This window comes from Cysteiniphilum sp. GTC20157 (assembly GCF_055396795.1).
Genome location: NZ_AP044698.1, coordinates 2,094,416 through 2,109,996, shown reverse-complemented (window position 1 = coordinate 2,109,996; position 15,581 = coordinate 2,094,416). Strand labels below are relative to the sequence as shown.

Genomic DNA, 15,581 nt, shown 5'->3' with positions numbered 1-15,581 from the left:
AGTTGTTGCCTAATTTTTTGATCGAGATGATATTGCGTTATTGGTTGGGATTGACACCATAAAATGGTTTACGATGAGGATAGTGGTTATGGGGTTTTTAATAAAAATCTTAGCAAAATAGCCTACTCATACCCAAGCAATCGTGTTACTTTTGTTGATTACCTATTACTTAAGCAAAGAACCTTTATTTATGTCCAATTACGAGCAGTTACAGTCATTATTAAAAACGCGCATCTTACTTCTTGATGGTGCGATGGGTACGATGATTCAAGCCTATGATTTAACTGAAGTTGACTATAGAGGGCGAATGTTTAAGGAAGTCGCTACCGAGCAAAAAGGTAATAATGATTTATTGAACTTAACACAGCCTGAGATTATTCAAACAATTCATGAAAAGTACTTGGCAGCTGGTGCTGATATTATTGAAACCAATACTTTTAATAGTACGTCTATTTCTATGGCGGATTATGCATTGGAAGATCACGTCTATGAGATTGCCAAAGCCGGTGCCAAGCTTGCTAAAAAAGCGACACTAAAATACACAACCAAAGATAAACCACGTTTTGTTGCGGGAGTCTTGGGACCGACAAACCGTACCTTATCCATCTCACCAGATGTCAGTGATCCGGGCTTTAGAAATATAACCTTTATGCAATTAGTGGCAGCGTATCAGGAGAATTTGCGTGGGGTAATCGATGGTGGCGCTGATATTATCTTGGTTGAGACGATTTTTGATACCCTAAACGCCAAAGCGGCGATTTATGCGATTGAAGATTATTTTGAAAAACATCATCTTTCAATGCCAGTCATGTTATCAGGGACGATTACTGATCAAAGTGGACGAACCTTATCTGGGCAAACGGTTGATGCTTTTTACTATAGTCTCAACCATGCTAAGGCTTTATCAATTGGGCTTAATTGTGCATTAGGTGCGGATGACTTATATCCGCATATTGAGACCTTGGCAAAGACTGCTCATGGTTTTGTCAGTATGCATCCGAATGCGGGACTTCCTAATGCCTTTGGCGGCTATGATGAAACGCCCGAGATTATGGCAGAAAAATTAAGACCCTTTGTCAAGCATGGGTTGGTTAATATTCTCGGTGGCTGCTGTGGTACAACTCCTGAGCATATTGCAGAAATGGCAAAGCTTGTTGCAAATGTAGAGCCAAGAGCGATTAAACAAAAAGTCAAAACGCTATGTTTGTCAGGTCTAGAAAGCTTAGTGGTGACACCAGAGAGTAATTTTATCAATATTGGTGAGCGCACCAATGTCTCAGGGTCATTAAAGTTTGCTAAACTCATTCGTGATCAGGACTTTGAATCAGCCCTTCAGGTGGCACAAGAACAAGTAGAGAATGGTGCGCAAATCGTTGATGTCAATATGGATGATGGGATGTTGGATGCCAGAGCTTGTATGGAGCGTTTTTTAAAGTTAATTGCCACTGAGCCTGATATTTCCAAAGTGCCGATGATGATTGACTCATCTAAATGGGAGGTGATTGAAACTGGCTTGCAACAAATTCAAGGCAAGGGCGTGATTAACTCCATTAGTCTTAAAGGGGGTGAAGGCGAATTTATCAAACATGCAAAGCTCGCTATGCGCTATGGTGCAGCAGTTGTCGTGATGGCATTTGATGAACAAGGGCAAGCGGATACTTTGCAAAAGAGAGTAGATATTTGCCAAAGAGCATATGATCTTTTGACGCAAAAGATTGGATTTCCGCCCGAGGATATTATTTTTGATCCGAATATCTTTGCGGTTGCCACAGGTATTGAGGCGCATCACAGTTACGGCATTGATTTTATTGAAGCAACCAGAGAAATTAAAAAGCGCTGTCCTCATGCGCTCATCTCAGGAGGGGTGAGTAATGTCTCGTTTTCTTTTCGTGGTAATAATTTGGTGCGTGAAGCGATTCATTCGATCTTTTTGTATCATGCGATTCAAGCCGGTATGGATATGGGAATTGTTAATGCAGGACAAATTACGATTTATGAAGATATTGAGCCTAAGCTTAAACAATTGATTGAAGAAGTGATTTTAAACACACGTAAGGAATCAGCTGATGAGCTTGTTGAATATGCGCAAACCTTATCGGGCACAAAAACCGATAAGAAGGAGGACCTTTCTTGGCGCAAACAACCGGTAACTGAGCGTTTAAGCTATGCCTTAGTAAAGGGCATTAATCAATATATTATTGAAGATACTGAAGCAGCGAGAGTTGAACTTGGCAATCCCTTAAGCGTGATTGAAGGTCCTTTGATGCAAGGTATGGATACCGTTGGTGATTTGTTTGGTTCGGGTAAAATGTTTTTACCGCAAGTCGTTAAATCAGCACGTGTTATGAAGCAGGCAGTTGCTTATCTTGAGCCATTTTTACAACAAGAAAAGTCTCAAGCACAAAAAGCCAAAGGCAAGATTGTGCTTGCCACGGTTAAGGGCGATGTACATGATATCGGTAAGAACATTGTGGGGGTGGTGCTTCAGTGTAATAACTATGAAGTCATTGACTTAGGTGTGATGACACCCTATCAAAAAATCCTTGAAACTGCCAAAAAAGAAAATGCTGATATGATCGGTTTAAGTGGGCTTATTACCCCTTCACTCGATGAGATGATTACGGTCGCTAGTGAAATGAAAGCGCAAAATATTCACTTGCCTTTGTTGATTGGTGGCGCAACTACGTCAAAAATTCATACGGCGATGAAAATATTACCAGCACATGATTTCCCCACGGTGCATGTGCTAGATGCATCACGTGCGGTGTCAACTATGTCAAACCTTTTGGGTGATAATAAAGAAGCGTATTATCAAAAAATTAAAACGGAATATCAGCACTTGGTAGAACATTATCAACAGAGCAAACAAGCACGTGAAATCTATGCTTATGAGAAATGTAATAGCCAAAACTTAAAATTGGAGTTTAATCAACAGACTATTTGCAAACCTAAACAGTTGGGGCGATTTGTATTAATGGATTATCCTTTGCAAAAGCTTGTTGAGCGGATTGACTGGAGTCCATTTTTCCATGCCTGGGAGCTAAAGGGTAGTTATCCTAAGATTTTGCATGACCCGCTTAAGGGACAAGAAGCACAGAAACTTTTTAATGATGCCAAGCAGATGTTAAAACAAATCATTGATCAAAAATGGCTTCAGGCCAATGCCGTATATGGTCTTTATCATGCCAATAGCGTTGGTAATGATATTGAAGTGTATGATACAAATGGTGCAACCGTAGCAAGATTTCCGACATTGCGTCAGCAAACGGGTAACCCAAATAAGGCATTTGTCGCACTAAGCGATTATATCGCACCAAAAGATCTTAATATTGATGACTATATTGGTGCATTTGCCGTGACTACGGGGATTGAAACGTCTGATCAACTTAAAACATTTGAAGAAAACCATGATCAGTATAATGCGATTATGTTTAAAGTATTAGCTGATCGCTTGGCTGAGAGCTTTGCGGAGCATTTACATGAGCGCATTCGCAAAGAGTTTTGGGGGTATGCTATAGATGAATCTTTTGACAATGAGGCGCTGATCAAAGGCAAATATCGCGGCATTCGTCCAGCATTTGGCTATCCGGCATGTCCTGATCATACGGAAAAAGAGACGCTATTTAAGCTATTAAATGCGCCTGAAATAGGGATGCGCTTGACTGAATCGATGGCAGTAACACCTGCGGCAAGTGTTAGTGGGCTTTATTTTGCGCATCCTGAGAGTAAGTATTTTGGTGTGGGTAAGATTGCTGAAGATCAACTTCAAGATTACGCCAAGCGCAAAGGTATGAGCATTACTGAGGCTGAAAAATGGTTGCGTCCTAATTTATTTTGAGATGCTGAGGTTAAAGGCGCCTAATCCCCAAAAGCCATCTTTACCAGTGACTGCTTGGTCATTATCTAATGCCATAAAGCCTTTGATGGTGCGAACAACGAGCCAAATTACCCACCAGATATATAAAAGATAACCGACGATAATAAAAGCTAAAACAATGGATAAAATCAAATAAATCAGACCATACCAAAAGGTTTTAATCTGAAAGTCAAAATGAGTCTTAAGCGCGGGTGTTACATCGTGTTCATTTCTTTTGACATACGCCATAATCAGTCCAATAAGTGCGGTAATGCCAGTAAATAGACCGACGATATAGAGGATATAGATGATTTTGGCATAGGTTTCGTTTTTCATAGATGTCCTTGTTTTCTTTACTGTATGTAATCAATAAGAATTAAGTTGAGTTTTAATTACTCCCCTCACCCGTGCAGCGTAAGCTGCACGACCTCTCCCGCAGGGGGAGAGATGAGAAATAGCGTAACTTATTTCTTCATTTACTATATTGTTGATGACAGCTTGCCTTAAGCTTGCTAAATCTGCAAGTGTGGCAGTGTGATTAGATATAGCTACTCCATAGGTGCTTTCATGCTTAGTTTCTAAATATGCTTGAGTAATTTTGCATGATGTTATTGCAGTTAATAGCCACTCTATTGGTAAAATATCATCATGCAAAAGTGCTAAGTAGATAACGAAAATCATATAGAAAGCATCTGTGGGGTAGCTACAATTAATGATGGACATCAGCGGTGAAATCGCTGAAGATAGCAAGCATAATTAGCATGCCTTAATGTCCCATGAATTTACAGCAACTTGCGACACAAAGTGGATTATCGATTAAAGCCACTGAGAATATTGTTTCACTGTTAAGCGAAGGGGCAACTATTCCCTTTATTGCGCGTTATCGCAAAGAGATGACGGGTGGCGCTAGTGATACGGATCTTCGAAATTTTTATGAACATTATCAGTATTTACAGAAATTTGATACGCGCAAAGAGGAAATTATTCACACCTTAACCGAGCGTGGTGTTTATGACGAGTTATTAAAAAAAGCGCTTAATGAAGCCAATACATTAAATGATTTAGAGGATATTTATCAACCCTTTAAGCAAAAGCGTAACACTCGTGCGCAAGTAGCGATTGAGAAAGGACTGCAACCGTTAGCAGATATTCTCTTTAAAGCCTATGATAGTGAGGCTGCATTTTATGATCGTGCTAAGTCGTTTGTCAAAAATGGCGTACAAACCATTGATGAAGCAGTGCAAGGTGCGATGGATATCGTTGCTGAAATTTATGCTGATAATGCCAAAGAGCGTGCCTATGTGCGCGATCAGGTCTCGCGTTTTGGCACTTTGCAAGTTAAAACCACCAAAACATGCAATGCCCAAGGTAATTTTGCGCAGTTTGATCAATATCAATCTAATGTTAATAAAATACCTGCGCACCGCTTATTGGCAATTTTTCGAGGTGTTGCTGAAAAAGAGCTTAGTATTAAGATTGAGATAGATCATGAGCGCTATAAAGAAACGATTACGCGTTTTAAATTGCCAAGACATGCTGCAGGCGTGTCAGCATTGTTGATAGAGGCTTATTATGATGGCTACAAGCGATTGTTATATCCATCAATTGAGCGTGAGGTAATCAATACGCTAAAAGAGAAAGCGCAAAATTCAGCAATACATGTTTTTGCTGATAACTTAGGTCACTTGTTGATGGTTCCTCCAGTGAAAGCGCATGCCGTGTTGGGTGTTGATCCTGGCTTTAAAACCGGAGCTAAGTTAGCCGTTATTGATGAAAAGGGCATGTATTTGGCAGAAGCTGTTATATATCCAGCCCCTCCGCATAACAAAACAATAGAAGCCAAAAAAATCGTTAATGACTTAGTTGAAAAATATCACATTGACACCGTGGCAATTGGTAATGGTACGGCATCACGTGAGTTACAGGACTTCTTCGCTGACTATAATAAGAATATAGAGCATAAGCTTCGCTATACGGTAGTTTCTGAAGCAGGTGCTTCAGTTTATTCAGCCTCAGAAGTGGCCGAAGAGGAGTACCCACATTTGGATGTTACGGTAAGAGGGGCGATTTCAATAGCGCAGCGCTTACAAAACCCGATGGCAGCATTGGTGAAAATTGATCCAAAAGCCTTAGGTGTTGGTCAATATCAGCATGATGTAGATCAAAAGAAATTGGTGCAAAAATTAAGTGATGTCACTGAGGCTGTTGTGAATAATGTCGGTGTTAATGTCAATACAGCATCCGCGCAATTGTTATCATATGTCGCGGGCTTAAGTCCACGCTTAGCAAAAGAAGTCGTAGCATATCGCAATAAAATGGGTGGTTTTAAAAATATAGCTGAGCTTAAGAAGGTCAAGGGCTTGGGCGATAAAGCATTTGAGCAGTGTTCAGGCTTTATGCGTATTCCTGAGGCGCATGATCTTTTAGATAATACCGGTGTGCATCCTGAGCATTATGCGATTGCTAGAGCGTTATTAACAAAATCAAGTGATGAACTAAAGCAGATCGATATTGTAAGTTTTGCCAAAATGTATAACATTGGCGAGCCAACGTTGAAAGATATTATCAAAGAGTTACAAAAACCTGGGTTTGACCCACGTGATGAATTGCCTGAAGTAAGCTTCAGTGCTGAAGCCTTAGATATAGACTCGCTTAAAGTTGGCATGGTGGTCTCAGGTGTTGTGCGTAACATCACCGACTTTGGAGTTTTTGTCGATATTGGCTTAAAAAATGATGGTATGATTCATATTTCCAAACTAAGTGCTAAGCGTGTCAGTCATCCAAATGAAGTGGTCAGTTTAAATGAGCAATTGCCACAGATTAAAGTCATTAGTATTGACCTTGAGCGTCAACGAGTTGGATTGAGTCTTGTAGAGTAATGTTAAAAACATAAAAGAATAAATGATTTAGAAATTATGAGTAACAGTAGAATAACGCGCTTATTGCACCTTGAAAATGATGACGCATATCATGCGGTGAGTATGCCGATTTATCAAGTAAGTACCTTTGATCAACACAATAGTAATGCATTTGAATATTCACGGGTGCAGAATCCAACGCGTTGTTATCTAGAAGCGCAGCTGACTATTTTAGATGAAGCGCATGCGGCATTTGCCGTCAGTAGTGGGTTATCAGCACTTAATATTGTGCTAAGTATGCTACAAGTGGGTGATGAGATTATTGTCGGTTGTGATTTTTACGCGGGGCTGTCGTTTATCTTGGAAGAGATGTGTGAAGACCGAGGGATTGTGATTAAGCAAATTGATTTACAAGAGCCTGATCATTTAATTCGAGCAATAAGCGCAAAAACCAAGATGGTGTTATGCGAGACGGTATCTAATCCTTTACAGAAAATAACACCTGTTGCTGATTTGGCAAAGATCACGCAAGCGCGCAATATTTGCTTAGTGGTTGACAATTCATTGATGTCATCATACGGCTTTATGCCACTTAAGTTTGGTGCTGATATTGCTTTGCAGTCATCGACCAAGTATCTTGTTGGACATGCTGATGTCACATCAGGAGTGATTGCGACCAATGAGCGATTTAAGGAGAAAATTGCTAAGATTATTCGCCAAACAGGTTATGCGCTAGACCCATTTCAAGCGTGGTTATTATCCAGAAGTTTAAAAACAGTGCATCTACGTATGGCTGAAATAACCAAGAATGCGGCAGCTGTTTATGCGTTATTAAAGGCAAGTAAATGCTTTAAAAATATTTATTATGTTGGTGATTTGGTGCAAAAACATGCGCATTGGCTTAATGAAAATTGTGCATCTTTAGGCGGGCTTTTAGCAGTTGAGTGTGTCGATCAAGTGCAGTTTGAACAGTTATATCAAAAGCTGAAAGATTATTTTCCAAAAACGGTGAGCTTTGGTGCGGTACACTGTTCTTTAAGTCATCCAGCAAGCATGTCGCATAAGGATGTTCAAAAACTGCAACAAATTCAATTACAAGTTTCACCGTGGTTGTTAAGATTATCCATCGGTTGTGAGGTGTTAGCAGATACACTCACGGTATTTCAGGAGTTTATCGATGAATATAATCAGGCAACAAAAAAAGAAAAATCAGCAAACTCAAAGCAGGCTTGAAAGAAAAACCGCAATTAGTATTAAAGTCATATCATTACTTATTTTAGGCATTGGTCTATCTGGTTTGTTAAGTGCTTGTGCACCAGTTGTAATTGCAGGCGCTGGAGCTGCTGTTGTTGGTAGCAATGTTGCTGGTAGTAGCGTCGATGGCAAAACCAATGCTTCGGATAAATCGATTCAATTTAAGGCGATTTCATTATTAAATGACTACCCAGCGCTTAAAGGCAACTCTAATGTCGAACCGGTCGTTTTTAACCATATTATGTTGTTACTGGGGCAAGTGCCAAGTCAGATGCTTAAAACAGAGCTTGCCAATCGCATGGCGAAAATTCCAGGTGTTAAGGTTGTCTATAATCAGCTAACCATTGGTGATCCGGTTGATATAGGAGACTATTTGTCAGATAGTTGGATTACCTCTAAAGTTGTATCATCTCTAGTTTCAAGTGGTGTCAACAGTTTGAAGTTTAAAGTCGTGACAGAAAAAGGTGTGGTTTATCTCTTAGGGGTGGTAACTCAATCAGAGGGTAGGCAAGCATCAAACATTGCTGCAAATATTTCTGGAGTTAAGAAAGTCATTGAAGTATATGATTACGTCTCTTATCCAGTTGAAGCAGCAAAAGCAGATCAGCAAGCGATAGAGCAAAAAACATGAGTAATCTAAAGCAAGAAGCAACAAAAAAAATGAAATATGATTATGGTGTGTTTATTGGACGTTTCCAGCCATTTCATGTTGGGCATTTGCATAATATACGTTACGGGCTATTACATGCAGAAAAAATTATTATTCTAATTGGCTCAGCTTTTAGAGCGCCAAGTATTAAAAACCCTTTCTCTTATCAAGAAAGACGCACAATGATTCTATCTGATTTGAAAGCTTCGGGTATTGACTTGAATCGTATTATTATCGAGCCAGTTAGCGATTGGTTCTATAACGAAGCAGGTTGGCGCAATGAAGTACATGAACAAGTGGCGCAATACGCAGATAAAGGTAGTCATATCGCGATCGTTGGACATCAAAAAGATGCCAGTAGTTATTACTTGAAATGCTTCCCAGTATGGCAGCATATTGATGTCACTAATTTTGATGACTTTAATGCAACAGATTTTCGCGAGAAGTTATTTAAAGATCATTTACTTGATACTGATTACCTTATTGACAATGAAGATAAGAAAGGTAGCTTCAAAACATTGCAAAAATATATGCAAACACCAAGCTATCAAGCAATGCGTGATGAATTTAACTATATTGCGAGTTATAAATCATCATGGCAGGATGCGCCATTTAAGCCTGTGTTTGTCACCACTGATGCGATGGTGCTGTGCAACAAGCATTTGTTGCTTATTCAAAGAAAGCAGGCGCCGGGCAAAAATCTATGGGCATTGCCTGGTGGTTTTCTAGATCAAGATGAGCGTATTATCGATGGCATCTTACGTGAATTGGAAGAGGAAACAACGTTAGTTATCTCGCCAGAAAAGCTGCCTCAAACACTGATAGCACAAGAGGTTTTCGATCATCCAGATCGCTCATTGCGTGGACGTGTTATTACGCATTTAGGGTTGATTATTCTGCCACAAAAAGAGTTGCCGCAGGTTACCGCTCAGGATGATGCCAAGGCGACAAAGTGGGTTAAGTTGGATGATGTGCTTGAGAAAATGTCCGCATTGCTTATGGACGATCACTATCAGATTATTAAGTTTATGACCCTGAAATATAAGCTTATTACCTCATTTGCGTGCGACATTGTTGGTTTTTAAGTCAATTATTTTATTTTTTAAAATCTCCTACTAGACTCGAATCTAACTAAGATGTGTTTGCAACCTAAAGGAGATGTGTTATGAAAAAACTATTATCAGTTATCGTTATAGGAATATTTTTAAGTGGCAATGTCAGTTTTGCAGCAGGTACTGACTTTTCATCTAATTCAGTCATGGGTAGTAAGATGATGAAAAAAGATTTCAAATCATCTTCTGTGCAGCGACAAAATGCTACCGTGTATTTTCAAGAAACCGACCTATAAACTTTGTAATTTATTCGATGTTTCTTCTGACAGACGCTTGGGCATGTAGTTACATAAAGGTTCTTCAGCTAAATAATCACCCTTCATAAAATGCGCCCGAGCTCTACAACCGCCGCAGATTTTAATGTACTCACAATGACCACATTTTCCTGTGTACTTTTTAAAATCACGTAAGTTCTTAAACATTTCAGAATTATGCCAAATATCTTGTAAAGATGATTCAAAGATATTGCCAGCACTTAATGGTAAATAACTGCATGGATGGACATTGCCAGTCACATCAATTGTTAGAATCGACTGGCCAGCAATACAGCCCTTTGAGCCACCACTTGAGAATGAAAGTGCACGTGATTTTGTGCTCAATCCTGACGCTTTATTTTTTTCAAAACGCACACGGTAATAATGCGGTGCACAAGTTGGACGCACCAACATCTCTTCTTCCTCAGTTTCCATTGTATAGTGCCAATCTAAAGCTTCATCATATTTATTATCATGTAACAGCTCTTGCATAAGTTCACTACCACGACCGGTTGGAACAACCATAAACATATACCAAGCCTTTGCGTGTAATTGTTTCGCTAGTGCATAAGTTTCCTTGATTTCATGATGATTTTGTTGCGTGAAAGAAGAGTTAATAATAAAAGGGATATGATGTTTATTAAACAACTCAGCCGCCTTGAGTGTGGCATCAAAAGCGCCTTGTTGTTGTCTGAAATTATCATGTGTGATACTTGTGCTGCCATCAAGGCTTAAAGAGACTATTTGAATGCCGGATTTCTTGATCTCTTGGCAGGTGTGGTCATCGATTAAAGTGCCGTTGGTCGCTAGTGCCATGCGTAGTCCTCGCTTTGTCCCATAATACGCAAGATCAAAGATATCAGAACGTAATAGCGGCTCGCCACCTGAGAGTACTAAACAAGGTTTGGCAAATGAAGCAATTTGATCAATCACAGATAATCCTTGTTTTGTGCTAAAGTCCAACGCTTTATATTTACCTAAACAGGCACTAGAGCGGCAATGTACACAAGTAAGGTTACACTCACGGGTGGTCTCCCAAGCGATCCATTTTGGTTCAAAGTTCATAAATTTGTTTAGAATAAGAAATTTGTTGTATGTTAAGGCTATCTAACTAAATATTCCTTGAGGTAAATCAATTTTTAGTGAATTTAAGAAATTATCAGAGTGACTGGTATAGCCAAATAGGTCAAAGAAAGCAAATTGATTGTATTGCAGGTAATAGCTGCCCTTGACAGAGTCTTTGGGCGCTCATTTGCTAAAACAATGAAACTATTCATTATTTCTTAACGCATTCGCTATTGGCAAAATACAATCATTTAAAAGTGCAGGAAATTCGATGACAGGAGTATTGTAAAATGGTTTGTGAACGGTATATCAATCGTTGGAGGATAATTTATTAAAATAATTCCTTGAAAAGCGCAAAAGCGCCCGCAATTGTTACGCCGTAATAAAAATCTAAAAAAAATAATTTAAGGTGTATCAATGTCACACAAGCATCCGAAACAGCACGAAGAAGATTTTGAATTGATGGCAGGAGAAGCTGCTGAACAGGAAACAGCTGAATCTCAAGACATGATTGATGAAGTGATTGCGCTTCGTAAGGAAAATGAGTTACTCAAAACAACGATTGATAATATGCAGGAAACTGTTGCCACTGCTGATGACAAAGTATTGCGTGCGCACGCTGAGATGGAGAATATTCGACGTCGTGCACAAAAGGATGTTGAGAATGCACATAAGTTTGCCTTAGAAAAATTCGCCAATGCGCTCTTACCTGTGCTTGATAGCATGGAGAAGGCTGCTGAAGTCTCAGCTGAGTCTGAGGAAGCCAAAGCAATGGCGGAAGGTGTTGACTTAACGATGAAGATGTTGGTTGACACACTAGAGAAATTTGGTGTGACACAGCTTGATCCGCATGGTGAAGTTTTTGATCCGAATAAACATGAGGCAATGGCGATGTCACCTAATCCTGAAATGGATGACAATATGGTGATGAATGTATTTCAAAAGGGTTATGAGTTGAATAATCGTGTTATTCGTCCGGCACGTGTTTTGGTGGTGAAAAACTAAGGTTTTATATTTTTGATCATTTTGCAGATGTTATCGATGTAGGGGCGTATTGCATACGGTCAGATGTGACAAGTCGTTAACTACAAAAAACTAGACTGATAGAACGAAAAAGTTAAAGAAATAAATAAAATAAAAACTTGAAAAATAAAAACGCGTCAACATATTTTTGAGCGTTGAAATAAAAGGAGATCATAATGGGTAAAATTATAGGTATAGATTTAGGTACAACGAACTCTTGCGTTGCGGTAATGGACGGCAAGACGGCTCGTGTTATCGAAAATGCCGAGGGTGCGCGTACAACCCCTTCAATTGTGGCATACACTGAAGGTGGTGAGATTTTAGTAGGGCAAGCCGCTAAGCGCCAAGCAGTAACGAATCCACACAATACGCTATTTGCTGTTAAGCGTTTAATTGGACGCAAATTTGACGAGAAAGTGGTGCAAGACGATATCGTTAAAAAGGTACCATACAAAGTGATCAAAGCAGATAATGGTGATGCTTGGGTTGAAGTGTTAAAAGATAAAAAAATGGCGCCGCCGCAAGTATCTGCTGAAGTATTGCGTAAAATGAAAAAAACCGCAGAAGATTTCTTGGGCGAGACGGTAACCGAAGCGGTAATTACTGTTCCTGCTTATTTTAATGATGCACAACGTCAAGCAACAAAAGACGCAGGTCGCATTGCGGGCTTAGATGTTAAGCGTATTATCAATGAGCCAACAGCAGCAGCACTTGCTTATGGTATGGATAAGCAAAAAGCAGATCAAACCATTGCCGTGTATGACTTAGGTGGTGGTACATTTGATGTATCTATCATTGAAATTGCAAATGTTGATGGTGATAGCCAGATCGAAGTATTAGCCACAAATGGTGATACTTTCCTAGGTGGTGAAGACTTTGACGTAGCATTAATGAACTACTTGATCGATGAGTTCAAGAAAGAAAGTGGCATTGATCTACATAATGACACCTTGGCACTTCAGCGTTTACGTGAAGCGGCTGAGAAAGCTAAGATTGAGTTATCATCAGCGCAACAAACTGATGTTAATTTGCCATATATCACAGCTGATGCAACCGGCCCTAAGCATTTAAACATCAAAGTAACTCGTGCTAAGTTTGAATCATTGGTTGAAGATCTAGTCAAGCGCTCAATTGAGCCGTGCAAAAAAGCATTACAAGATGCAGGTCTTAAAGTCTCTGAAATCACCGATGTATTATTGGTTGGTGGTCAAACACGTATGCCGAAAGTACAAGAAGAAGTTAAAGCATTCTTTGGTAAAGAGCCACGTCGTGATGTAAACCCTGATGAAGCCGTTGCAATGGGTGCCGCGATCCAAGGTGGTGTATTAGCCGGTGATGTGAAAGACGTGTTACTTCTTGATGTAACACCATTGTCTCTTGGTATTGAAACAATGGGTGGCGTGATGACTAAGTTGATCGAGCGCAACACGACGATCCCAACGAAGAAATCACAAATTTTCTCAACAGCAGAAGATAATCAGCCAGCGGTAACTATTCATGTATTGCAAGGTGAGCGTGAGATGGCGTCTGCGAATAAGTCACTGGGTAGATTTGACTTATCAGATATTCCACCAGCACAACGTGGTATGCCGCAAATTGAAGTAACTTTTGATATTGATGCCAATGGTATTTTGAATGTATCGGCAAAAGACAAAGCAACTGGCAAAGAGCAAACTATTGTGATCAAAGCATCAAGTGGCTTGTCTGAAGATGATATTAACAATATGGTTCAAGACGCTGAAGCCAATGCTGAAACCGATAAGAAGTTCCATGAGTTGGTTTCAGCACGCAATACTGGTGACAACTTATTGCACAGCGCTCGTAAGTCATTAAAAGACTTAGAGGGCAAAGTTTCTGAAGATGAAAAAGCAAAAGTTGAAGCGGCATGTACTGATTTAGAAGCTGTATTAAAAACAGATAATAAAGATGACATCGAAGCAAAAACAAAAGCATTAGAAGAGGCGTTTGCACCGATTGCACAAAAAGCTTATGAGCAAACGCAAGGTCAGGCGAATGCTGAAGCAGGTGCTTCATCTGAAGAACAAACACAGCAAAAGGCAGATGATAATGTGGTTGATGCTGAGTTTGAAGAAGTTAAAGATGACGATAAAAAATAATTCATCGAAATAAACGATACTTTTAACTTGAAAAATGCGGGCATGTCCCGCATTTTTTATAGCGTTTTGAATTGAAATAGAATAATGGTAGCACTATGCCTAGAGATTATTATGAAGTATTAGGAGTATCCAAGAGCGCAACAGAGCAAGAGCTCAAGCGTTCATATCGTAAGTTGGCAATGAAATATCACCCAGATCGAAATCCTAATGATAAGGATGCCGAAGCTAGATTTAAGGAAGCTTCTGAAGCCTATGAAATTTTAAGTGATCCACAAAAGCGTGCCGCCTATGATCAATTCGGTCATGCCGGAGTCAATCAAGCGGGTGGACATGGCGGCTTTGGTGGTGGTCAACAAGGCTTTGGCGACATATTTGGTGATATCTTTGGTGATATTTTTGGTGGCGCTGGTGGTCAAAGATCAGGGCGCTCATCACGAGCTCAAAGCAGGCGTGGTAATGATTTACAATACAATCTAGAAATCACACTTGAAGAGGCAGTGCACGGCACAACCAAAAAGATCAAAGTCCCAACCTATGTTTCATGTGATAGCTGTCATGGTTCGGGTGGTTCAGGTAAGCAAACTTGCGGCACTTGCCATGGCGCGGGAGCTGTGCGTATGTCACAAGGTTTCTTCTCAGTTGAGCAGACCTGTCCGACGTGCCATGGTAGTGGATCTACAATTAAAGATCCATGTCGTGTATGTCATGGTCAAGGTCGTAAACAGGATGTTAAATCACTTTCTGTGAAAATTCCAGCAGGTGTTGATACCGGTGATAGAATCAGATTATCAGGCGAAGGTGAAGCCGGTGAAAATGGCGCGCCAGCGGGTGATTTATATGTGCAAGTACATGTCAAAGAGCATGCAATCTTTGAGCGTAATGGTTCGGATCTATATTGTGAAGTGCCTATTAGTATTATGACAGCGTGCTTAGGTGGTGAGCTCGATGTGCCAACGATTGATGGTAAAGTGAAACTTAAGATCCCTGCTGAAACACAAACAGGCAAAATGTTTAGACTAAGAGGCAAGGGTGTTAAAGCCCTGCGTGGTAATAGCATGGGTGATTTGATGTGTAAAGTCACCGTCGAGACACCGATTAATCTCAATAGTAAACAGCGTGAACTGTTAGAGGCATTTGGTGATTCGATTGGTGAGCACCAAACACATTCGCCAAAATCAAAATCTTGGTTTGATAATGTTAAAGAGTTTTTTGCCGGGAGCTAATGGCTTTGCATTTCTTATTTTTTTAGCTGTCAATAGGCAATGACCATATTCCTGCTCACTTTGATTGTATAGGCGTTGGCTGAGCATAAGTCGAAGCCTCTATGAAGTGTGACCTTTCCAAGCTTACCCTTCGACTTACGCTCAGGGTACGGTGATTAATTATGGGTGGA

Annotated in this window: 12 protein-coding genes; 9 read left to right on the top strand and 3 right to left on the bottom strand. The window is 40.0% G+C overall.

The features are described from left to right. The first annotated feature begins 190 nt into the window (after positions 1–190). On the top strand, positions 191–3,838 hold the full coding sequence (metH, locus tag ACZ5V8_RS09525; RefSeq protein ID WP_464217602.1) for a methionine synthase: 3,648 nt from the start codon (positions 191–193) through the stop codon (positions 3,836–3,838). Here metH and ACZ5V8_RS09520 read toward each other — a convergent pair. Then, the gene (locus ACZ5V8_RS09520; RefSeq protein WP_440615360.1) at positions 3,830–4,192 is read right to left on the bottom strand and encodes a DUF4870 family protein; all 363 of its coding nucleotides are present in this window, start codon (positions 4,190–4,192) and stop codon (positions 3,830–3,832) included. The two genes, metH and ACZ5V8_RS09520, sit on opposite strands and share 9 nt — an antisense overlap. Positions 4,193–4,222: 30 nt before the next feature. Then, positions 4,223–4,537 (bottom strand): hypothetical protein, encoded by a 315-nt coding sequence (locus ACZ5V8_RS09515; RefSeq protein ID WP_464217601.1) that lies wholly within the window; start codon positions 4,535–4,537, stop codon positions 4,223–4,225. Between the two features lie 95 nt (positions 4,538–4,632). On the opposite strand from ACZ5V8_RS09515, the gene ACZ5V8_RS09510 reads away from it, so the two are divergent. The 5 genes from ACZ5V8_RS09510 to ACZ5V8_RS09490 all read left to right on the top strand — a co-directional run bounded on the left by ACZ5V8_RS09510 (position 4,633) and on the right by ACZ5V8_RS09490 (position 9,965). Further along, on the top strand, positions 4,633–6,735 hold the full coding sequence (locus ACZ5V8_RS09510; protein ID WP_464217600.1) for a helix-hairpin-helix domain-containing protein: 2,103 nt from the start codon (positions 4,633–4,635) through the stop codon (positions 6,733–6,735). Between the two features lie 36 nt (positions 6,736–6,771). After that, positions 6,772–7,947 carry a trans-sulfuration enzyme family protein gene (locus tag ACZ5V8_RS09505; RefSeq protein ID WP_464217599.1) on the top strand — a complete coding sequence of 392 codons (1,176 nt, stop codon included), beginning with the start codon at positions 6,772–6,774 and terminating at the stop codon, positions 7,945–7,947. Further along, positions 7,892–8,599, top strand: a complete 708-nt coding sequence (locus ACZ5V8_RS09500; RefSeq protein WP_464217598.1) for a BON domain-containing protein — start codon at positions 7,892–7,894, stop codon at positions 8,597–8,599. Before ACZ5V8_RS09505 ends, ACZ5V8_RS09500 begins: the two co-directional genes overlap by 56 nt. Next, the gene (locus tag ACZ5V8_RS09495; RefSeq protein WP_464217597.1) at positions 8,596–9,702 is read left to right on the top strand and encodes a bifunctional nicotinamide-nucleotide adenylyltransferase/Nudix hydroxylase; all 1,107 of its coding nucleotides are present in this window, start codon (positions 8,596–8,598) and stop codon (positions 9,700–9,702) included. Before ACZ5V8_RS09500 ends, ACZ5V8_RS09495 begins: the two co-directional genes overlap by 4 nt. A gap of 80 nt (positions 9,703–9,782) precedes the next feature. After that, positions 9,783–9,965, top strand: a complete 183-nt coding sequence (locus ACZ5V8_RS09490) for a hypothetical protein (RefSeq protein ID WP_464217596.1) — start codon at positions 9,783–9,785, stop codon at positions 9,963–9,965. On the opposite strand, the gene ACZ5V8_RS09485 is transcribed toward ACZ5V8_RS09490, so the two are convergent. Further along, positions 9,960–11,048, bottom strand: a complete 1,089-nt coding sequence (locus ACZ5V8_RS09485; protein ID WP_464217595.1) for a radical SAM protein — start codon at positions 11,046–11,048, stop codon at positions 9,960–9,962. The genes ACZ5V8_RS09490 and ACZ5V8_RS09485 overlap by 6 nt on opposite strands. Before the next feature lie 417 nt (positions 11,049–11,465). On the opposite strand from ACZ5V8_RS09485, the gene grpE reads away from it, so the two are divergent. From grpE to dnaJ, 3 genes are all read left to right on the top strand, one after another. Continuing rightward, a complete protein-coding gene (grpE, locus tag ACZ5V8_RS09480) occupies positions 11,466–12,053 on the top strand; it encodes a nucleotide exchange factor GrpE (RefSeq protein ID WP_464217594.1) in 588 nt (195 codons plus the stop codon). A gap of 194 nt (positions 12,054–12,247) precedes the next feature. Next, on the top strand, positions 12,248–14,188 hold the full coding sequence (dnaK, locus tag ACZ5V8_RS09475) for a molecular chaperone DnaK (RefSeq protein WP_464217593.1): 1,941 nt from the start codon (positions 12,248–12,250) through the stop codon (positions 14,186–14,188). Positions 14,189–14,283: 95 nt separating this feature from the next. Beyond that, a complete protein-coding gene (gene dnaJ, locus ACZ5V8_RS09470) occupies positions 14,284–15,411 on the top strand; it encodes a molecular chaperone DnaJ (protein ID WP_464217592.1) in 1,128 nt (375 codons plus the stop codon). Positions 15,412–15,581: the final 170 nt, after the last annotated feature.

Excerpts from the sequence above, each read along its gene's own strand:
- metH (WP_464217602.1), top strand. The coding sequence starts at position 191 with ATGTCCAATTACGAGCAGTTACAGTCATTATTAAAAACGCGCATCTTA.
- ACZ5V8_RS09520 (WP_440615360.1), bottom strand. The coding sequence starts at position 4,192 with ATGAAAAACGAAACCTATGCCAAAATCATCTATATCCTCTATATCGTC.
- ACZ5V8_RS09515 (WP_464217601.1), bottom strand. The coding sequence starts at position 4,537 with ATGATTTTCGTTATCTACTTAGCACTTTTGCATGATGATATTTTACCA.
- ACZ5V8_RS09510 (WP_464217600.1), top strand. The coding sequence starts at position 4,633 with ATGAATTTACAGCAACTTGCGACACAAAGTGGATTATCGATTAAAGCC.
- ACZ5V8_RS09505 (WP_464217599.1), top strand. The coding sequence starts at position 6,772 with ATGAGTAACAGTAGAATAACGCGCTTATTGCACCTTGAAAATGATGAC.
- ACZ5V8_RS09500 (WP_464217598.1), top strand. The coding sequence starts at position 7,892 with ATGAATATAATCAGGCAACAAAAAAAGAAAAATCAGCAAACTCAAAGC.
- ACZ5V8_RS09495 (WP_464217597.1), top strand. The coding sequence starts at position 8,596 with ATGAGTAATCTAAAGCAAGAAGCAACAAAAAAAATGAAATATGATTAT.
- ACZ5V8_RS09490 (WP_464217596.1), top strand. The coding sequence starts at position 9,783 with ATGAAAAAACTATTATCAGTTATCGTTATAGGAATATTTTTAAGTGGC.
- ACZ5V8_RS09485 (WP_464217595.1), bottom strand. The coding sequence starts at position 11,048 with ATGAACTTTGAACCAAAATGGATCGCTTGGGAGACCACCCGTGAGTGT.
- grpE (WP_464217594.1), top strand. The coding sequence starts at position 11,466 with ATGTCACACAAGCATCCGAAACAGCACGAAGAAGATTTTGAATTGATG.
- dnaK (WP_464217593.1), top strand. The coding sequence starts at position 12,248 with ATGGGTAAAATTATAGGTATAGATTTAGGTACAACGAACTCTTGCGTT.
- dnaJ (WP_464217592.1), top strand. The coding sequence starts at position 14,284 with ATGCCTAGAGATTATTATGAAGTATTAGGAGTATCCAAGAGCGCAACA.